The following is a 19,706-nucleotide window of genomic DNA, read 5'->3' on the forward strand; positions in this document are numbered from 1 at the left end:
TCAAATTCTATAGCCACGAACGCCCTCACCAGTCGCTAGGCAATCGAACCCCGTGGACCGTCCACACCAGCCAGCGACTTGGAGCCCAGCAATCCACTTAAGAAACCGGCTCCCGTGGTCCGAAAATTGGGGTCCACTTCATGGGATTCTGAAAGTGGTCGACTATTCTACCGCGGCCAGTTAATTCGCCAGGTTAAGAAGCTGGGGCAAGCTAAAAACTTGGTCCGTATTCTGAGTGCTTTTGAAGAGGACGGATGGCCCTATCGCATCGACGATCCGCTTGACACAGATACCGGACGACGACGCGTAAACGATGCCATAAAGTCACTAAATAAAGGCCTCACTTCTATCCGTTTCTTAGGAGATGGTACCGGTGAGGGAATATGTTGGGAACTCAGAGACGGCTCTTCTGCTACCTGAGTGCTCCCCCTCTGCTCCGTGAAGGGATTTCGGTTGTCTATGGCATACTGCTTCTGTCGGCAGTTTGCCCTACCGTTTCAAGGCCATTCGGAGCTATTCGATGTCACAAGGTTCTAAATCTAAGTTGACGATCGAGGAAATTTTCAAAGCGTTTGCGGACCCGACGGTCGCCGAGCGCTTTCCGCCAATTTTGACTCTAGAGCGTGCATCGGAGCTTTTTGGCGTTCCCGAAGGCACGATCCGTGACTGGAAGTCACGTGGCCACTTGGACGCTTTTACCTCCAAGAAGGGAAAGCATGTCCGTTTCTTCCGCGACCGATTCGTCTTGTGGTTCTTCACAGATTGAATCGAAGTCTAGCCGAAGTTCTCGCGATGGCACGTTTCGACGTTCATCGAACCTGGCAATACGGACAACGTCAGTGTGCCATGCCTATTTGGACTATCCCCCAACGATGATTAGCCAAGTGAAAGAAAGAGATGATAAGAAGTCTCGCGTAGAGTACGAGCAAGTCGGCGAAATAGTTAGTATCTACCAGCGCGGCCAGTTTTGGTGGATTCACTACAGTTGGGAGGGACGACAGGTACGTCATTCCCTAAAGACACGAAGCAAAAAGGAAGCTCGTAGCAGAGCTCTGGCTGAGGAACGAGACCTAGTCAATGGGCAATTGAAGTGGCGAAGCAAGGTCCCTGCTATCTCAGAAGCTATCGAATTGTACATGAACCACTTGAGAGCAAAGGGGCGTGCATCCCGAACGCTCGACAAGTACCAGTTCTGTTTTGATCTGTTGGAAAAGATTGCCAAAGATCGTGGCGTCAAGAAGGTATCTGACGTTGACTTAAATCTGATAGATGCGTTTCGCGCGGATCGGATTGCCGGGAATACGGCGGAAAAGAGAAAACCCGCTGCTCCGAAGACGATTACGAACGACATCGTGTCTATCAAGCAGCTCGTGAATTTTTGCGTCAAGCGAAAGCTCATTCGCGAGAATCCACTATCGGATCTCGAAATTCGCAAGCCCCCCCGGACGATTCAGCCAGTTTGGTCTAGAGATGAGGTACAGGCGATATTGAATAAGGCCAGATCGCCTTTCCTGGAACCATTGATTTTCTACGCAGATAGCGGAGCGCGTTTCGGCGAGGGACGCTGGCTAACTTGGAAAGATGTGGATCTTGAGAAGGGGGTTGTCCATATTCAACCCAAGCAGGGCTGGAAACCCAAAACCGGAGAACAACGGGTATTCCATATGAGCGAACGGATGAAGGAGATGTTTGGGCAGATGCCGAAAAAGTACCGTTGGGTATTTACGGCCAAGCCAACTGCCCGCTATCCCGAGAAGGGACGGCAGATTTCCGAACGTACGCTGCTAACTTATCTCAGGAGAATCCCGGATGAACTCGGCCTGGAAGGTCATCTCCATACCTTTAAGCATTCTTTCGTAACGCATGCCCTGATTGATCTGAAAGTTCCGCGTGAGGTGATACGCCGCAGTGTGGGAACGCTGGACGATCGTGTGCTGGACTACTACGTCCATGTGCATGATCAGGAGGCCCAAAATATGATGAAACTTGTTTCCGGGACGTACCGGAAAACAACGGAAGATAACGATCCGTTAAAGTAGTACAAAACTAGTACAACTAGGAGAATCGAAGATGAAGCAATCGGCGCAAAATAAAGGCCGTCAACAGGTTACGTTGACGGCCTTGGCTCGAAGCGGAGGGCACGAGACTCGAACTCGCAACCCCTGACGGGGCATCACATTTCCAATGTGACCGCTAACCATTCGCTTACCCTCCAGCAGATACACCGTGAAGCATCCCATAAAGGGAAGCCTGACGGGGGCTCTAGGTTCACGGTGCATCTTACTTGATCGACTGATTTTAGAAAATAGCGGCAGAGGAAATTGACCGCAATGGGGGCCCTTTTCGCGTATGATGGTCGGGCAAGTACCAATCTTGTGGCGAACTCCTCTTCCGAAACTGATCTTAGCCAAACCATGACCGAGCCCTCTCGCGATCCTAATCCGTTTCAGTCGCCCCAATCCGAAGGGGAAATCGCGTCGGTCGCAGGTCGCCGCTCTTACGTCATCTTTTACTTGGCCGTGGCACTGACGATCGCAGTGGTCACGGGATTGCTCTTCCTGGCGCCAGGCTTGGCGCTTCTCGCGGCTCTGGTGCTCGTGCCGGCTAATATCCGATTCTTTTTGCGACTGGGACGCGATGCCGAGTATTCCGGACAATGGCCAACCATTGGCCATCAGCTCGGCCTGGTGATCCTTTCGGTATTGATGACAATCCCAGTCGTGATTGCCGCTGGTATCGCGTTTTATGCGGTCTGTTTAGCCGGCGCCACGATCGCCTTATACACTCTTCCCAAAACCGACGACTACGGATTTGGAACGGCCTTGCTTGGTGGCGTGCCGTTGGGATTGGCGGCTGGGATCGCCATGATTGTGCTTTGTTATCGATATACGATGAAAGTTATTCCGGACAGACCACGCCGCCTTGTCGATAAGGAAGAGAATGCCGAATAACGTTCGCTTCGCCTGGTCTGCCAAGAAAGTTACGACCTCATGAACAGTTCGTCGGATGTGTCGAAGGATGTCGCGGATCGGCAATGGTTCATTGTCCGGCGCTGGCAGGCCTATGCCGGAGAGCTCCGAGCGTTGGTGATTCGGGCCGTCTCGGTCGTGGTGTTGTACGGCTTCCACCTTGTTTCCCACTTCGGAGAGACGCCGGAGGTTCAAGAAACCTTTGCCGAGATGCATCGTCGGCTCACCATTATTTCGGTGCTGATGCTGGTGGTTTCGCTGTTGACCCTGCTTTTGATTTTGAAGCGGGTGCTGCCTGGCTGGCTTGCATTCCTGACGACAGCGGTCGATCTGCTGGCCGTCACGGCCGTCATCGCGTCGACCGGTGGGCCGATGCGATCGGCACTGATGGGCGGCTTCTTTCTCGTGATCGCGATGGCAGGCCTCCGTTTCGATTTGCGGCTAGTCTGGTTCGCTACCTTGGGAAGCATGGCTGGGTTCATGGCTGCCGTTGGGATACAGGACCCAAGCTGGTTCGATGCCGACCATGTTGTACCAGTGATCTATCAGCAAGGCATGCTCGTCTGCCTGGCCGCGACCGGCCTGGTCATTGGGCAAATCGTGCGGCTGAGTCGGCCACTGGCTGAAGAGTACCATGCACGCGTCGAACGTGCCGAGGCGAAGGAGACCACCTGATGCGTTCCGATTTGCCTCATGTGACTTGTCCCGAGTGTGGTGCAGAGAACAACTCGTTCGCCAACAACTGCTGGATCTGCCGGCATCCGCTGCATCAGGGAGAGGAAGTAGTTGAAGGAGAATTGCTGGCACCACCTCCGATGCCAGCGACGCGTCGACCTTGGGTACCAAACCTGGCATTGGCTCTGCTGATCATCGCAACCTGTTTGGTTGCGCTGGGGGTTGCGTCGGATAGTGCCGGAGCGTTGATAACCTTCGCTATCTTTGTGCTGCCGATTGCGGTGGCCTGTGGCGTCGTGATTTACCAGGGCTCGCAAAGTGAAAATAAAGCTTTCCGGACGATCTCCGAGATCTTTTCGACGTTGATCGTCACGGTGGGGGCGATGATCCTACTGGGTATCGCTGGGATTATCGCACTGTTTGCGTTCTGCTTGATGCTATTCGCTGGGCTAGCTGGGAGATAAATCATGGAACCTTTCGAAGGTGGTCCGGGGGAAGATGGGTCACTTGACCCCGATCAAGAACCGCGGAAACAACCGCACTGGTATGCCTGGCTACCGGTGGGCGTCGGCATCTGCGTTGTGCTGATGATTGCCGGGCTGATCGCCTTCTCCAGCATAATTCCTGGTGTACGGTGGGGAATTATTTTGCTGCTAACGCCAGTCTTGCTGCTGAATTTGTGGTGGCTGGTCGTCTATAGCCGTCGCATCCATACGCCGGCAGGCAGAATGATTTCAGGGCTGGCTAGTTTGGGCGTAGCGGCTGGAATGTTTGGGCTAGTCGTGATGGCGTTTGTCATTGCCTTTTTCTACTGCGCGTCGCAGTACCAATCGCTTTGATTGGCTTTGAGCCTGGGACCAAGAAAGATTCTTTGATGAACTACAACTTCCGCGACTACACCGTTTTGGGAATCACACAAAGCTTGTGCCCCGAATGTCATGGCGTTGTGCCGGCCAAGATCATCACACGCGGTAACCGGGTTTACTTCCGCAAGCGATGCCCGGAGCATGGCCAACGCGATGACTATGTCTGCTCGGACGTGGCCTGGTACGATCAAGCTCAGTTCAATGTGCCTGGCAAGATTCCGCGGGACTTTGGTGTCGAGCCTTCCAAAGGGTGTCCACTCGACTGCGGGCTTTGTACCGAGCACGAGCAGCATACGTGCATCGGCTTGCTTGAGATCACTTCGAGCTGCAACCTGGCATGTCCGATGTGCTACGCCGCCAGTGGTCCTGGCGGGAAGCATTTGACGCTGGAGGAATGCCAACGAACGATCGACCGCTACGTCGAAGTGGAAGGCAAGCCGGAAGTGCTGCAGCTCTCGGGCGGCGAACCGACGATTCATCCCGACTTCAGGGCAATTCTCGATTACGCTCTCTCGCGCCCGATCGACTACGTGATGATCAACACCAACGGAATTCGCCTGGCGCACGATCCTGGTTTGATCGATTTTCTCGCGGCGAGACGGGATCGCGTCGAGGTCTATTTGCAGTTCGATGGTTTCCGCGAGTCGACGTCGCTCCAGCTGCGTGGCGAAGCCTTGGTCGAAACCAAATTGAAGGCGGTCGAGAACTGCGGCGAAGCGGGCCTGCATGTGAATCTGGTTGCGACATTGCAGCCAGGCGTGAACGACGACGAACTTGGCAAGCTGGTCGAGTACTGTGCGGCCCGGCCTTGGATCACCGGTTTGAGCCTACAGCCGGCAACCTATTCCGGGCGGCACGTGTTGCCGGAAGAGCTGGAAAACCGGATCACGTTTCCAGATGTGATTCGCGGCATTGTCGAACAAACCGGTGGTATGTATACCGAAGCCGATTTCATGCCGCTCCCCTGTGCCCATCCCAACTGCCATCAAATGTCGTACGCGTACCGTCGCCAGGGAGAACTCGTTCCGCTGATGCGGTTCATCAAAGCGGCCGAGCATCTCGATCTGCTGTCAGGCGGGATTTCCTTTCAGCGTGGTGCGGTGAAGGATCTGCTCGAACGCTATCTGGTGCGCGAGGCCTGTTGTCCTGGCGGCAGTTGTGCCCCGCCCTCCTCTTCCGAGAGTAGTGGCATGCCTCTGACCGTTCTAAGTTCCAAGAGCCCGCTCGAAGAATTGATCGGCGCGTTAAACACTTCTGACCCACGCTATGCCGAGGCGGCCGTCGATTTCTTTTCCCGGGCCATGCAGGAACAGATCGGTGCGGAAGATGTTTTCCGGATCATGATCACCTCGTTCCTCGACGTCTACAACTTTGACGTCCGCCGGGTGATGAAGTGCTGCGTGCATCATCTATTGCCAAGCGGACATGTCGTTCCGTTTTGTGCCTACAATGTGCTCTATCGCGACGGGCACGTGCCGCTCCCGCCTCTCAAGTCGACTGCTGAGATCTCTGGATGAATCAAGTCATTTACATGGCCATCATGGGCGTGGCGATCACGGTCGGCTTTGTGCTACTGCGGTTGTTTCAAGAGAAGCTCGAACTGGCTCGGTGGGAAAAACTGGGGATTGCGGTCGGTGGTTTCTGCGGCGCTATGATCGGCGCGAAGCTCCCTTTCGCCCTGTACGACTACAACGGGCTGATGGATGGCACGGCCTGGTTCGCGCATGGCAAGACAATCATCGCCGGACTGCTGGGCGGCTACTTCGGCGTCGAACTGGCCAAGTGGGTCATGGATATCCGCACCAAAACGGGCGACAGCTTTGTGGTGCCGGTGGCCGTTTCGATTGGCATCGGACGCTGGGCCTGCTTTATGGCAGGCTGCTGTTTCGGGAAAGAGTGCAATCTGCCTTGGAGCTTTGCGTTTCCTTTGGCACCCGATGGCGGCACCCTGCTCCGCCATCCAACGCAGATCTACGAATCGATCTTTCACCTGACATGCGCTGTGGTCTTCTTCGTGCTGTGGAAGAAGAAATGCTTCCCGGGGCAGTTGTTTAAGATCTACCTGATCGCCTACATGACGTTCCGGTTCTTCACCGAATGGTTGCGACCAGAACCAACGTTCGCATGGGGATTGACGGCCTATCAGTGGGCAGCGATCGCGGCGATTCCTCTGTTTGCTTTTCTGATCTGGCGCGATCAGCAGCAACTGGATGCCCTAGCAAAAGAGCCGCCCATATCGGACGGCTCTCGTTGATTTGCTTTGTGCCGGCAAGGCCGCGGTGAAGTTGTTCTCGCCGCGGCGACAGCCGAACAATCTTATTGATATCGATCGCGGCTATTGGCGATCAAGCTCACGAACTGGTCGTTGTTCTCGTACTTGGTCAACTGTTTGGTCAGTTGTTCCATGGCATCGATGTGGTGCATCGAGGTCAACGTACGACGCAGAGCAATCACGGCATTGTGAGTCTCCGGATTAAGCAACAGTTCTTCGCGACGGGTACCCGACTGCGAAATGTCGATCGCCGGCCAGACGCGGCGGTCGGCCAACTTGCGATCGAGAACCAGTTCCATGTTGCCGGTTCCTTTGAATTCCTGGAAGATCACTTCATCCATCCTGCTGCCGGTGTCGACCAAAGCCGTACCGAGGATGGTGAGCGAACCACCTTCTTCAAACGAACGAGCCGTTGCGAACAGCTTCTTCGGGATGTCCATGGCCTTGACGTTGATACCACCCGACATGATGGCATTGTTGCCGCGGTTATCGCCAACCCATTTGTTGAAAGCACGAGCCAGACGCGTAATCGAATCGAGCAGTAAGAAGACGTCCTGACCTGCTTCGGCCAGACGTTTGCAACGTTCGATCACCAGTTGCGACAAGCGAACATGGCTTTCGATATCGCGGTCGAGGCTGCTCGCGATGACTTCACCCTTGATGCTACGCTGCATATCGGTGACTTCTTCCGGACGTTCGTCAATCAGAAGCACGACCAGTTTCACATCGGGATGGTTGGCGGTGATACCGCGGCTGACATTCTGCAGCAGCATCGTCTTGCCGGTACGTGGCGGAGCGACAATCAACGCACGCTGGCCTTTGCCAAGCGGAGTCAACAGATCGACGACGCGGTTGGTAAGTGGGCCGCCGTCGTATTCCAGCCTCAAGTGATGGGAAGGATTGACCGGAGTCAGGTCGTCGAACGACTTCACATTCAAATAGTCTTCTGGCAGCATGCCATCGACATCGAAGACATCTCGCAGGCGAGGACCTTGGCCGCGGCGGAAACGCTGGATCATGCCGCGAATCATCACCCCTTCGCGAAGTCCATAACGTTCGATCATTGTGCCAGGCACGAATGGATCGGTGCGTTCGCGAGCATAGTTGTTGGCGGGACTGCGGAGGAACCCGTAGCCATTGGGGTGCATCTCGAGAAGACCATAGCCAGGTTCCAATGGAATTGGTTCGCCTGGTTCAAATTCTTCGTTGTCGAGATTGTTACGTGGCACATTCGAGCTTGGCGGAGAAGATCGGCGACGTCCTCCTCCGGATCGTCCGCGACCCTTGGGGCCCGATCCGGATCCAGACTGAGAACCGCCGCTGTTGCCGCGCCGTCGCCCACCCGATTTCGAGCGGGTCTGCCGTTTGTTTGACATGAAAACTACCTAATCACAGAAGTCAGGTTCGACCCGGGACTTTAGAAAGTAGACCGGATCGCGGGTACAGATTCCTGAGGTTGCATCCCTGGTAAGGGACTACGACCTGAACGTGTTTGAAAGATTCCTTTTGCCTTGGGAGCTGGAAAAACTCGCCCTGCCTTTGCCGAGGACCGGCATCAGGCCGCTGCGAATTTGCCCACACACCTCTCTCAGCCTGGGGACGGAACATTCCGCCTGGAATGTCGCTGCGTGAGAGGTATCCGAGTTGCAATTCATCGAAAGCGAAGTTGCTCGTGAGAATTGCGACTTACGACCATGCCGGGTGCCCGAGGGCAAGCTGGCTGGCCATGTATGATTGCCGAGAGGTAATTCCGTTACCAATCGAGTCACAAATGAAAAATCGGTGGCTACTCAAAGCCCACATCGGAGAAGCCGTTGCTAGTTGCCTGGCAAGAGCTAGTTACCCGAGTGAGGTCGAATGGTAACCGAAACAGTTCCCTGAAGAACTGAAAGCTTCCTTGGTTTTCAAACTAGCCACCTAACGCCGTGGCCGCAAAAAGAAAACCGTACCTGCTCGAAGAACTTGACGTTAACTGATCATTGTCAGTTCGACGCCGTTGAGCAGAAAGGATGGTCATTGGCTCCAATGGGGTGAAACGCGAAGTTTCGTGGACAGACCAATGACGATCAAACTACTGGAATCATAAGGATTTACCAGAACGTGTCAAGCTATCATTCTTATTCCATCGACATACATTCTCTTTTTCTGCAAGCAATTTTGCGGAGTCGTAGCAAACCTTTGTGCCCAGGTGACTTATCGCCGCGCCAGTTTCTCTAACTGGTAGCTACCACGCGACTGTCTCGGCAATTTCATTCAGGAAATTCCGCAAAACCGGCATTTTCGATGCATTTCCCTTTGCAGCCGTCCCGATATCACCCCATGGAAAACCGAACCAAGCCAATCTTTGGAACTCGCTTACCGGGGCTCGTTCATTCATGTCGTCCATTATCCGAAATACCGCCCTCGTCCTCTTGTTGGCGATGCAGACGACGATTCTCGCCGAGGACGCCGTTCGCTGGGCACCAAGTGTTGATCTGGCCAAGCGTGTTGCCGCGGCTCAGAATCAACTCGTGCTGATTCACTTCTATGGGGATAACTGCCCGCCGTGCCGTCGTCTGGAAGCGAATGTTTTTTCGCAAGCCAGCTTCGCACAAGAACTGGAACGTAACTACATTCCAGTGAAGGTGAACGCCAGCAGCGAGCCGGAAGTCGCCAAAGAATTTGGTGTCGATCGTTGGCCGCAAGACGTGGTGATCACGCCTGCCGGTCAGATCGTTTACCGCATGATCAGCCCGCAGGATCAGAACCGCTACACCACCGTCCTGGCTCAGGTCTCAGCCAAGATGAATCCCAATGCTGGTCCTCAATCTGACCGCATGATTGCCCAGGCCGCGAACACCACCCCGGTCACTTCGCCAGCACCACCACAGCAGCCAGAACCTAGTGTCGCCGCGAGTGGCTCGCGTTACTCGAACTTCTCGGGCAACAGCACCGCTCCACCAGCGGCTGCTCCTAATGGCATGGCTCCTCAGCAGCCTGCCGCTGCACCGTCGAACTACTCGCGATTCGCTTCCCATGGCGGCAACGCCCAGCCAGGCATGCCAGCCGAACCAGCTTCACAAAGTCGCTTTGCTCCGGCTAATCCAGCCGCTTCGGCACCAGGCCCGGCAGCCGCTCCCGCTTCGTCGCAGTTTGCCTCGAACCAGCAGCCAGTCGCTCCACCAGCGATGCCACCACGCCAGTCGGCCCCTGCTCCATCGGCTCCTCCTGCTGCGGCACCGGCTGCTCAGCCAGGCCAGCCTAAGTTCGCCATGGATGGTTACTGCCCAGTGACTCTGGTCGAGCAGATGAAGTGGCAGAAGGGTGATCCACGCTGGGGTGCTCAGCACCAAGGTCAGGTTTACCTCTTCTCGTCGCAAGCCGATCAGCAGAAGTTCCTGTCGAATCCAAACAAGTTCAGCCCGGTCATGTCGGGTATCGATCCAGTCGCTTACCTCGGCAAGGGCCAAGTCGTTCCTGGCGATCGTCGCTTCGGTTTGACCTATCGCGGAACGCTCTACCTGTTCAGCAGCGAAGAAAGCCTGCAGGCCTTCTGGGGCGATCCACAGCGTTACTCGTCGATGGTACAGCAAGCCATGGCTTCGCAGAACATGCACCGCTAGTCGACGACCACCGATCATTCTCCACGAAAAAGCCCCGCTTGTTATAAGCGGGGCTTTTTTCATACGCCGATGATAAAGTCCACCAGGTCAGGTTCGTCATCGCCAGGGATATTCAATCGAGAGATGATCGCGCCGATTGCCATGCCCAAGGCAAACCAGCCGAGCATTGGGGCAACGACCCACACGGTCGCTCTGATGTCGAACAGATACAGGATAAAGCCGTACCCCAGCAGGATCCCGAAATGGAAGAAGGGTGATTGAAAGCTGAAGGTGACGTCGTCATCCATCGGATCATCTCGCCAGTGATGGCGCGTGAGTGTCGCGATCAGGATGTTGCGGCTGGGTGAGATGAAGAAAGCGATTCCCATCAGCAGAAAGATGATTGTCGTCATGCCGCAGGTCATCGGGGGAACAGGATTCGTGACACCCAACGAGTTCCATTGAATCAGACCGTTGCTGATTGCTTCCAGCAGCAGGAACAGCAAACCGAATTTCCACCTGCCAAGCTTTCCTTCGACGATCAGTCCCATCATCCACAGCATGTACAAGTTGAAGAGCAACGCGACGTAGCTGCTGTGCAGAAAGGGAGCGGTGAACCATTGCACCGGTTGCAGCCCCTTTCCCAGATGCAGTGTGAACGGATGGATCGGCTCGAGAGCTTCATGTTCGCGGGCTTGCTTCTTCAAAGCATCGAACTGTGTCTCTGCCTCTTTCAGCGAAAGCTGCCCGACGCCGGAAGGATCACGCATTCTGGTAGCACGTGGGTTCTGTTGAAGCCGCGCGATGTGAAACTGGAGGTCGCTGAGTCTCGCTTCCTCTGCTTCGGTTAACGGAGGAATGGAATTCGACTGCGATGGCAGGCGAAAGTTCAGATAGGGATCGACGATGACGCAAAGGCCGACCAGCACGATGATCGCCACCGAGATCACCGGCGGATACTTGGCACTGGGGAAGATATCGTGCGGAATTCGAATCCCACGACGTCGTTCAAATAGATCGAAAGACACGAGGCAGACCAGTCGGAGGGAAAGAGTTGGCTAGAATTCGAGTTCGTTCGCGGCGGCATTGTTCATTCTGCGAGCTTTGGCTTTCGCTGAAATGTCGTCATAGATCTGACGTTCGCGATGGCTTAGCTTATCGTAGTTGATCGCGACCAGGGTTCGCAGCGCCTGGCCTGGCTGGGCCATCGAACCAACAAGCATCGAAGCGAGTTTAAGGCGAACCTGGTTTTGCTTTGGCCGGCCTGCTTTCAAGTACTCTTCCATCGCGGCCACCGCGTCGTTTTCGTACTGCTGGTCGCAAAGCTGCTTGATGATGATCAAGAACTCTTTCTCAGGCAAACTCCAACTGGCATATTTCTCGCGCATGCTGATGTGAGCTCGATAGGCAAGTTGCGGGTTGTCCCCTGCGGCCAGGATCTCACGAATCTGCTTGACGCCCTGCTCGACCACTTTGGCCTGCTTCCGGGCAACCCCTTCCGGATCGCGTTCTTCCGGTTTCATCGTGTGACGACCCGCCCAGACCGAGAAGATATCGTAGTGCTCGCAATCGACCCAGTTGCGTTTGACCATCACCACGCCAATTGCCAGGCCCAGGATCGTTCCAAGAAGGTGGAGTGTGTGCGCCGTGGGGGCGATGATGCCGTGACGTTGCAGCATGGCCAGCGTGTAGATTACTTCAATCAATAAGAAGCAGCCTGCGAAGCCGTAGATTGGGACATCGACTTCCGAGACCTCTTGCTGAGTACGATATCGATTGCCGGCAAATGTGACTTGAATTGTATTGAGAGGAGCCCATACCAAGGCGATCCCCATCAGGCCAAATACGACACTGGATGCACCCATCGAGGCAGTGTGCAGGTTGGGTAAAAAGATGATGCAGAAAAGCTGTGCGAGGATGCCACGCAAAAGCGCGATGCCAAAGTAGATTGCCAGGAAACGCGGCCAGCCAATCTTGCCTTCGACGATCATGCCGAACATCCACAAAAAGACCATGTTGATCAGCAGGTGGATCATGTTTGCATGCAGAAAGGTCGAAGTGATCCCCTGCCAAGGCTTCAGGCCGACACCATATTGAAGTTTGTAGGCGTCGGGCCCGTCGTAGCCACCCCCTTCAAACGTCCAATCCGCGATCGTATGCCCCAGGCGGCGATGGGCCTGATCGAACTCTTGGAAGTGATGGACGAACGGGGTGGCGAAGAACAGCAGGACATTCAGCACGACGATCGTGAGCGTCGCGATCGGCGGATGGTAGATCGGGGCGTCGGTGCCGTGAGGGATGAATACCATGGGGCCATGTGGTACGAGGAGCAGGAAGGTTGAACGGGTATTCGCCGTTCGGGGGGCGATCTTCGCGGGAAGCTCAAGAAAGTTTGGCTTTCTTCCCAATCGCTGCGCTAACGCGGTGGAATCAAGACGAAGCTAATCGCCAGCAGCACGATCAAGAATCCAGCGATGCCAACGACAAGCCGCGTCGCGGAGTGCCCCAGGCGACGATCGAGAAACCCGATCTTATTCGATTGAAAGACGGCCGGCACGTCAAAAATCGCGGCCCACATGCCTCCGATGCCGATCAGCCCGGTAAAGATCGTCATGATCCATTCGCTCAACAGCATTAAGGGGCTCCTCCCTCCCAGTTCTGACTTCGTTTGACTGCTTCCAGCCACTTCGCATACATGCGGTCGATCGATTCGCGGTCGCCTTGGGGCGTGAACTCGCGATCGAGGGTCCACAGTTTACGCAGTTCGTCCTGCGATTCCCAGAAGCCAACGGCCAGGCCTGCTAGGAAGGCCGCACCCAAGGCAGTCGTCTCGCTGATCTTCGGTCGGCGAACGGTCGTACCCAGCAAGTCGGTTTGGAACTGCATCAAGGAATTGTTCACGCTGGCACCACCATCGACCTGCAGCACTTGCAGGGGCACGCCTGAGTCGCGCTGCATCGCTTCAATCAAATCGCGTGTCTGAAAGGCCATCGCTTCCAAGGCTGCCCGGGCAATGTGACCGGCAGTCGTACCACGAGAGATGCCGATGATGGTTCCGCGAGCGTTTGGATCCCAGTAAGGGGCACCCAAGCCAACAAACGCCGGCACGAAATAAACACCACCATTGTCGGAAACGGTCTCGGCCAACGGTTCGACTTCGCACGAGCTTTCGATGATACCCAGGCCATCACGTAGCCACTGCACCACCGCGCCGGCGATGAAGATCGAACCTTCCAACGCGTAGCTGACCTGATCGCCGATTTTCCAACCGACGGTGGTCAGTAGATTGTTTGTCGAGAGGACCGGCTTGTTGCCGATGTTCATCAAAGCGAACGCACCGGTTCCGTAGGTGTTTTTCACCATCCCTTGATCGAAGCAGGTCTGCCCGAACGAAGCCGCCTGTTGATCGCCAGCCATGCCGGCAATTGGGATCGCATGGCCGATGACGGCCGGATCGGTCTCGGCGAACTTGCCACTGCAATCGACGATCTCTGGCAGCATGCCGCGGGGAATGTGATAGGCAGCCAGAAGCTCGTCGTCCCAATCAAGCGTTTCGTAATTCAGCATCATCGTGCGCGAAGCATTGCTGAAATCGGTGACGTGACGCTTCCCGCCGGTCAGCTTCCAGACCAGATAGCAGTCGATCGTACCGAACAGCAGATGCCCCTGCTCTGCCGCTTCCCGGGCACCGTCGACTGTTTCGAGCAGATGCATCAGCTTGGTCGCCGAGAAGTAGGCGTCGAGCACCAGGCCTGTTTTCTGACGGATGGTGTCTTCCAGTCCTTCGCTGCGAAGTCGATCGCAGATGTAGCTGGAAACACGGCTTTGCCAGACGATCGCATGATGAATTGGTTCGCCGGTGCGTTTGTCCCAGACGACGGTCGTTTCGCGCTGGTTGGTGATCCCGATCGCCGCGATCTGGGCGAGATCGACCTTGCCGATCGCTCCCTTCACGGTGTTCAGTTGGCTCGTCCAGATGTCGTTCGGGTCGTGCTCGACATTACCAGGCGTCGGCAAGATCTGGCGAAACTCTTCCTGGGCGGTCGAGACAATTTTGGCGTCACGATCGAACAGAATCGAGCGACTGGAAGTCGTGCCCTGATCGAGGGCAAGAATATACTGGGCCATGAAAAAGTCCTTCAGGTGGGGTTAGGCAGGAAGAACCTGTTTGCCAAATCGAGTGTCCATCCGCTGAATGTATTGGTCGATGGTCGTTTGCCGGGCATCGGCTGAAAGCTTGCCAGCTTCAATCAAGGCATCTGCCACTGCTTCCAGATGCGCGACTGAAAGCGTCGGATCGAAGACCAGCATCAAACGACGTTCGATCACGTCGGCCATTGTCTTGGCGTTCAACTGCTCGATCGAAGCGGCCGCCGCCGTTTTCGTATCGGCTTCCGGGGCGACACCAGTCAGGTGCTGAAGCACAAACCGGGCGCGACCGCCGGGCGAGATTTTCGGCTTCTCCCCTTCTTCGTAGGTCTTCCGGTCCTGTGAATTGGCGACCTGCTTCTGACCGAGTTGTTTCAAGATCGTTTCGGCGGAATGCTCTGCCAGCGAACGACAGGTGGTCAGCTTGCCACCAACAATCGTATAGCACGGCCAAGGTGTGCCTTCGTGCGTGTGCAGCCAGTGACCGCGCGGGATCGATGCGGTCGAGCCCTCAGGCACGAAAGGCAAAGGTCGCACGCCACTGTAATGCTGCGTGATGTCTTCGTGCTTCAGTTCCACGTCAGGCAGCACCGAGTTCACACAGCGAAGCAGGTAATCAATTTCTTCTGGCGTTGCCGTGGCGACTTCGGGATCGCCATCGTGGCGCAGGTCGGTCGTGCCAATTAACGCTCCGCTATTCCACGGCAAGATAAAGACCGGGCGGCCATCGAAGGCTTCGGCATAGATGCCAGTTCGTCCGAGCTTCTCGACCAGGACAGGCTTATGCGAAATCAGATGCGAACCACGCGTGCCGCCAAACAAACGATTGGAAGGAATGCCCAACTGCTCAAGCGTTTCGTCTCCTGCGGGCCCCGATGCGTTGACGAGGGCGGAGGGTGTGATCGGATCGGTCGGCGAGTCGAAGTCGAGCAGGTTCTCAAATTCAAAGTGTTCGCCATTGAGTTTCGGGCGTCGATAAGTACGAAGCGTGAAGCGGACACCATTCTGCTGAGCGATCGTTTCGGCGTCGCGAATCAGCGTCGAGACGTACAACTCAGGGAATTCGATCTGACCATCGTAATAGCTGAACACATCCATAAAGCTCGGATCGAAGCCAATGGGTTTCCAGCGTTGGCTGCTGAGTCGTTTGTGTTTACCAAGCTGCTGACTGCCCGCCAGAAAGTCGTACATAGTCAGCCCGCTGCGAATCGCCCACGAGCCACGCGAAGGATTGCCAGACTGAAAGATTGGCAGGTTAAAGAACCCCGCCGCTGAAGAAACCAGTCCGGCAAACTGAGATTTCACCGGAATCATGAGTTCGAGAGGCGCGACGTGCTCCGGAGAATTGCGCAGAAAGCGTTCCCGTTCTGCGAGAGATTCGTAAACGAGTGACGTTTCGCCATGCTCTAAATAGCGAAGTCCACCATGAATCAGACGCGTCGACCAGCTAGTTGTGCCTGAGGCGATGTCGGCGTGATCGACCAAAACCACCGGAATGTGGTTCAGCAGAAGCTCGCGAGCCAGGGCCGCGCCGTTGATACCGGCCCCAAGGATCAGAACAGGGTTAATCTGGGGGGGCATAGTCGCGGTCCTTGCCATGGTGGCGTGCAATGGTTGAGATGACTCTCTATTATTGCACGCTATGGCCAGCTTTCCACAACCAACAGCCCCCTGGCCTGCGGTTGTGGTGCCGGTGACCGCTACATTTCTTCCAACTGGCGTTCCAGGTAGCTGATCTGAGTTCGGATCGATTCCAGGTTCGGATTCAATCGCAAAGCTCGGCGAAAACTATCCAGGGCCATGACATTTTCTCCCTGACGCAAGTAACACTGCCCCATGCCAATGGCGGCGGGAAAATGATACGGATTGATTTCCAGCGTCTGGTGATTGTCTCGCAGCGACCGCTCGAAGTTCTTTCGCTTGTAGTGGACCTGGGCTCGTTGGTTGTACGCTTCCGAATACCAGGGAGCATCGACAATCAAAGAATCGGCTTCCTCCAGAGCACACTCGAGCGAGTTGCCTTGGATTTGCGACATGACTTTACGCAGCCGATGCCGTTGGCTTTGCGTGCCGGCGCGGATCCATAGCGAGCGGATCCCGTTCTCGGCAATCAAGCGAACCCCACGATCGGAATCGTTCAGGGCCATGCCAACGGTATGGTTCGAGGAGTAGTCGCTTACAAAACACAGTGCCATCACGGCAGCTCGGCGAACTTCGGGCGAGCCATGCAATGAAAGTCGTTCCAAAGTGCCACACGTATAGACTGCAGCGACCCGATGAATGAACGAGGCGGTGTTTTCTTCCGCAAGATACTTTTGGAAGATGGAAAGCAGGACAGGTTGACGTTCTGGGCTCTCGCTCACAGTTCGATCTTAAAGCAATTGGGGCACATTCCACTCGTCCTGAGTACGAAAATCCTTTATGGTCAATCCATTGAATAAGTTCCGAGTGTAATCACGAGGTACCCGGGAGCAAACCCTCGATGACCCTCTCTCTATACAAAGTTCCGAACCTTTTTTTTGCACTCTTGACAGCCAGTTTCTGGCTATTAACGGGACCCATTTTGGGGCAAGAAAGGGTTGACTGGCGGACCGAAGCTGATCTCGATAAACAGCTCTTGTCGACCTTCGATTTGACGTGGGATCAGGTGCCGCTGCGGGATGGACTAACACGTCTATCGCGGACGCATCGCGTCGCGATCTTTCTCGATCGACGCGTCGATCCTGACCAGCCGATTCAAATGACCTTCAGTAACGAGCAGCTTGGCCTCGGGCTGCAGCGCATCGCAGCGACCGTGGGCATTGGCATGTCGCGTGTCGGCGACGTGATTTATCTTGGGCCGGAAGAAACCGCTTCACGATTGCCGACCGTTGCCGAGTTGCAAGCCGAGTTCGCGAAGGCTTGCGGGTTGCCCGCGGCGCTCGAACTGCTGGATCGCAAGCCACGTAGCTGGGAGCGTTTGTCGAAGCCTTCGGAGATTGTGACTTCCGTGGCCCAGCAAGCAGGCATGAAGATTCCGAATCTCGACGCAGCGATTAAGAACGACCTGTGGCCAGCGGCCGACTTTCCGGCGATGCGAACGACCGACTATTTGACGCTGGTCCTTGCTGGCTATCACGCTTCGTATCGATTGGCGAAAGCAGGCGATGGCGTCGAGATGATTCTGGTGCCGATCCCAGAAGAGCTGACGCTGACCCGCGTCTATCGCTTCGCGGGAAAGCATGACGAGGCGATCGAGAAGATTCGCCAGCTATTCCCCGACGCGAAGGTTGAGTCCGATGGCAAGAGCCAGTTGGCGGTCACCGGATCTCAGCAGATCCAGGAACAAGTCGCCAAGCTGTTGAAGGGAGGCACGGCCCGCAGCACGGTCGTGATGCCCGGCAAGAAACAGTACACGATGAAGGTCGAGCAGTTGCCGCTACAGTTGGTCGTGAACTCGCTACGGCAACAACTGGGGATGGAGTTTGAAATACCCAGCGGCCTCGAAGATCAAATGAAGACGCGAATCTCTTACAACGTCAAGGAAGCCGATCTGACGGCTTTGCTCGATGCCGTATTCGGCGACACGACACTCACCTACGAGATTGACGGCGACAAGATCGTTGTGTCGAAAAAGGAATAGTGGCCATGCCTGGCCCCCTTTCGAAACAGCGAAATGCGACGAAGTACCAGTAATGGACTTCGTCGCATTGCAAAGTTCGTGAGGGTTTCCCGTGGGGATGCCCTTCGTGCTTAGCAGCCGTGCTTTTCCAGCTTTTCGCGAAGCGTGTCCGCTGTGAATGGCTTCACCAGGTAGTCGGAAACACCGGCCTGGATCGCTTCCATCACGCGCGATTTTTCCGCTTCCGTGGTGACCATCATGATCTTCACGTCTTTGTCGATTTTGCGAATTTCCTGAATCACTTCCAGGCCGCTCTTGCCGGGCATATTCCAGTCGGTCAGGACCAGATCGAATTCGCCTGGCTTGAAGATTTTGACGGCTTCTTCACCGTCTGCTGCTTCGACTGCACTCGGCACACCAACCGCTTGCAAGGATCGAAGGATGATTTTTCGCATTGTGCTGGAGTCGTCGGCGACGAGAACGCGTACAGCCATGATTCGTATAGCTCCTCTTAGTAGCCTGCCCTCACGACCATGAATTGGTCGGTTGAGATTGCCGATTGGAAATGAAAATTTCTACCGAACGATAGGTTGTTCCGGGGTGCGGTCAAACGTGCTGCTTGAAAATTTCGCCAAATAGATCTGGCTCGTTCCGACCGCTAATAAGAAGGTCGAACGCCGAATTGCGGGCCTGCCGCACCCGGCTCGATTTCCCCTGAGATGGCGTGGTGCGGTAACGCACCTTTGTGTGGTGCGATTGTTCGGTTTGTTACGTCTAGGTTACGCAGGATGTGGAAAACACCTGGAGAAAAAATGACACCTGGGCAAACATTCTCGCTAACACAGACCGACCTTTATACGTGAACGTCGCAGGTACGCAGTTGGCTGGCTGCACCTTTTGACCACAGACGTAAATCCGAAAGTGACGGAGCACTCCATAGGGACAAGGTCGTCCCGCCCGATTTTCTCGGGGCAGCGGATCGGATCGAAATATTCGTTCCAGCACACTGATCGGGAGACTGAGCTTTGTCCGTCACAACTGAAGATCTGCAGAAGGAAGAACGTTCGGGCCACGAATCACAGCGGCGCGAAGGGCTGAACTCAATGCAACTGGTCAGTTTCCAACTGGCCAAAGAAGAATATGGGATCGAGATCACCCGCGTTCAGGAAATCATCCTGATGGGCGAGATCACCCGTGTTCCTCAAACTCCGAATTATATCAAGGGGCTGATCAATCTCCGCAACACGGTCATCCCGATCGTGGACTTGCGGCTCCGTTTTGGCCTGCAGCTGCAGGACGCAAACGACGAAACCCGCATCATGGTCATGAACGTTGGTGGAAAGACGGTTGGCATCATTGTCGACGCTGTCAGCGAAGTCCTGCGTATCTCGAAAGACCAGATTTCCTCGCCACCTCCGACCGTTGCTGGCTTGGGACGTGAATACCTCACTGGCCTGGTGAAGCTGGACAAACGCCTGCTTATCTTGCTCGACATCGACAAGATTCTCGGCAAAGCAGACGTGGAAATGCTCGAATCGCGAACCAGCTAAGGTTCGGAAAGAGCCTCGGATCGGCAATTGATTAAGGGAAGTC

The 19,706-nt window shown here is 55.4% G+C and carries 19 protein-coding genes and 1 tRNA gene; 11 read left to right on the forward strand and 9 right to left on the reverse strand.

Annotated features, from left to right (window positions below):
- Positions 1 to 520: 520 nt before the first annotated feature.
- Both AB1L30_RS01590 and AB1L30_RS01595 read left to right on the forward strand, forming a co-directional pair.
- Complete coding sequence (locus AB1L30_RS01590) at positions 521 to 766, forward strand: helix-turn-helix domain-containing protein (protein ID WP_367011573.1); 246 nt, start codon at positions 521 to 523, stop codon at positions 764 to 766.
- A 370-nt stretch (positions 767 to 1,136) separates the two neighbouring features.
- Positions 1,137 to 2,039, forward strand: coding sequence for a tyrosine-type recombinase/integrase (locus AB1L30_RS01595; RefSeq protein ID WP_367011574.1), 903 nt, complete (start codon positions 1,137 to 1,139; stop codon positions 2,037 to 2,039).
- 93 nt (positions 2,040 to 2,132) lie between these two features.
- On the opposite strand, the gene AB1L30_RS01600 is transcribed toward AB1L30_RS01595, so the two are convergent.
- Positions 2,133 to 2,214, reverse strand: a tRNA-Ser gene (locus tag AB1L30_RS01600).
- Positions 2,215 to 2,414: 200 nt separating this feature from the next.
- Between AB1L30_RS01600 and AB1L30_RS01605 the strand changes: the two genes are divergently transcribed.
- Genes AB1L30_RS01605 through AB1L30_RS01630 form a run of 6 tightly spaced genes read left to right on the forward strand, consistent with a single transcriptional unit; the run spans position 2,415 to position 6,764 of the window.
- The gene (locus tag AB1L30_RS01605) at positions 2,415 to 2,951 is read left to right on the forward strand and encodes a hypothetical protein (RefSeq protein WP_367011575.1); all 537 of its coding nucleotides are present in this window, start codon (positions 2,415 to 2,417) and stop codon (positions 2,949 to 2,951) included.
- Positions 2,952 to 2,990: 39 nt separating this feature from the next.
- The gene (locus AB1L30_RS01610; RefSeq protein WP_367011576.1) at positions 2,991 to 3,644 is read left to right on the forward strand and encodes a hypothetical protein; all 654 of its coding nucleotides are present in this window, start codon (positions 2,991 to 2,993) and stop codon (positions 3,642 to 3,644) included.
- A complete protein-coding gene (locus AB1L30_RS01615) occupies positions 3,644 to 4,108 on the forward strand; it encodes a hypothetical protein (RefSeq protein ID WP_367011577.1) in 465 nt (154 codons plus the stop codon). The genes AB1L30_RS01610 and AB1L30_RS01615 overlap by 1 nt, the downstream gene beginning before the upstream one ends.
- A gap of 3 nt (positions 4,109 to 4,111) precedes the next feature.
- On the forward strand, positions 4,112 to 4,483 hold the full coding sequence (locus tag AB1L30_RS01620) for a hypothetical protein (RefSeq protein WP_367011578.1): 372 nt from the start codon (positions 4,112 to 4,114) through the stop codon (positions 4,481 to 4,483).
- 35 nt (positions 4,484 to 4,518) lie between these two features.
- Positions 4,519 to 6,027 carry a radical SAM protein gene (locus tag AB1L30_RS01625; RefSeq protein ID WP_367011579.1) on the forward strand — a complete coding sequence of 503 codons (1,509 nt, stop codon included), beginning with the start codon at positions 4,519 to 4,521 and terminating at the stop codon, positions 6,025 to 6,027.
- Positions 6,024 to 6,764 carry a prolipoprotein diacylglyceryl transferase family protein gene (locus tag AB1L30_RS01630; RefSeq protein WP_367011580.1) on the forward strand — a complete coding sequence of 247 codons (741 nt, stop codon included), beginning with the start codon at positions 6,024 to 6,026 and terminating at the stop codon, positions 6,762 to 6,764. The genes AB1L30_RS01625 and AB1L30_RS01630 overlap by 4 nt, the downstream gene beginning before the upstream one ends.
- Before the next feature lie 62 nt (positions 6,765 to 6,826).
- On the opposite strand, the gene rho is transcribed toward AB1L30_RS01630, so the two are convergent.
- Complete coding sequence (gene rho, locus AB1L30_RS01635) at positions 6,827 to 8,011, reverse strand: transcription termination factor Rho (protein ID WP_367011581.1); 1,185 nt, start codon at positions 8,009 to 8,011, stop codon at positions 6,827 to 6,829.
- 1,146 nt (positions 8,012 to 9,157) lie between these two features.
- Here rho and AB1L30_RS01640 point away from each other — a divergent pair.
- The gene (locus tag AB1L30_RS01640; RefSeq protein ID WP_367011582.1) at positions 9,158 to 10,384 is read left to right on the forward strand and encodes a thioredoxin domain-containing protein; all 1,227 of its coding nucleotides are present in this window, start codon (positions 9,158 to 9,160) and stop codon (positions 10,382 to 10,384) included.
- 59 nt (positions 10,385 to 10,443) lie between these two features.
- Here AB1L30_RS01640 and AB1L30_RS01645 read toward each other — a convergent pair whose 3' ends face one another.
- From AB1L30_RS01645 to AB1L30_RS01670, 6 genes are all read right to left on the reverse strand, one after another.
- Positions 10,444 to 11,391, reverse strand: coding sequence for a rhomboid family intramembrane serine protease (locus AB1L30_RS01645; RefSeq protein ID WP_367011583.1), 948 nt, complete (start codon positions 11,389 to 11,391; stop codon positions 10,444 to 10,446).
- 30 nt (positions 11,392 to 11,421) lie between these two features.
- Positions 11,422 to 12,672 carry a rhomboid family intramembrane serine protease gene (locus AB1L30_RS01650; protein ID WP_367011584.1) on the reverse strand — a complete coding sequence of 417 codons (1,251 nt, stop codon included), beginning with the start codon at positions 12,670 to 12,672 and terminating at the stop codon, positions 11,422 to 11,424.
- Between the two features lie 107 nt (positions 12,673 to 12,779).
- Positions 12,780 to 12,998, reverse strand: coding sequence for a hypothetical protein (locus AB1L30_RS01655; RefSeq protein ID WP_367011585.1), 219 nt, complete (start codon positions 12,996 to 12,998; stop codon positions 12,780 to 12,782).
- Positions 12,998 to 14,491, reverse strand: coding sequence for a glycerol kinase GlpK (glpK, locus tag AB1L30_RS01660; protein WP_367011586.1), 1,494 nt, complete (start codon positions 14,489 to 14,491; stop codon positions 12,998 to 13,000). Before glpK ends, AB1L30_RS01655 begins: the two co-directional genes overlap by 1 nt.
- A 21-nt stretch (positions 14,492 to 14,512) precedes the next feature.
- Positions 14,513 to 16,093: a glycerol-3-phosphate dehydrogenase/oxidase gene (locus tag AB1L30_RS01665; RefSeq protein WP_367011587.1), complete on the reverse strand. Its 1,581-nt coding sequence runs from the start codon at positions 16,091 to 16,093 to the stop codon at positions 14,513 to 14,515.
- A gap of 119 nt (positions 16,094 to 16,212) precedes the next feature.
- Positions 16,213 to 16,875 carry a tetratricopeptide repeat protein gene (locus tag AB1L30_RS01670; protein WP_367011588.1) on the reverse strand — a complete coding sequence of 221 codons (663 nt, stop codon included), beginning with the start codon at positions 16,873 to 16,875 and terminating at the stop codon, positions 16,213 to 16,215.
- A gap of 254 nt (positions 16,876 to 17,129) precedes the next feature.
- Between AB1L30_RS01670 and AB1L30_RS01675 the strand changes: the two genes are divergently transcribed.
- Positions 17,130 to 18,134 carry a hypothetical protein gene (locus tag AB1L30_RS01675; protein WP_367011589.1) on the forward strand — a complete coding sequence of 335 codons (1,005 nt, stop codon included), beginning with the start codon at positions 17,130 to 17,132 and terminating at the stop codon, positions 18,132 to 18,134.
- Between the two features lie 110 nt (positions 18,135 to 18,244).
- Here the strand turns inward: AB1L30_RS01675 and AB1L30_RS01680 are convergent, their stop codons facing one another.
- Entirely contained in the window at positions 18,245 to 18,607 is a 363-nt protein-coding gene (locus tag AB1L30_RS01680; RefSeq protein ID WP_345085646.1) for a response regulator, read from the reverse strand.
- A 531-nt stretch (positions 18,608 to 19,138) separates the two neighbouring features.
- On the opposite strand from AB1L30_RS01680, the gene AB1L30_RS01685 reads away from it, so the two are divergent.
- Complete coding sequence (locus AB1L30_RS01685) at positions 19,139 to 19,663, forward strand: chemotaxis protein CheW (RefSeq protein WP_367011590.1); 525 nt, start codon at positions 19,139 to 19,141, stop codon at positions 19,661 to 19,663.
- Positions 19,664 to 19,706: the final 43 nt, after the last annotated feature.

The sequence above is a fragment of the Bremerella sp. JC817 genome (assembly GCF_040718835.1).
In the GTDB taxonomy this organism is placed as follows: Bacteria; Planctomycetota; Planctomycetia; order Pirellulales; family Pirellulaceae; genus Bremerella.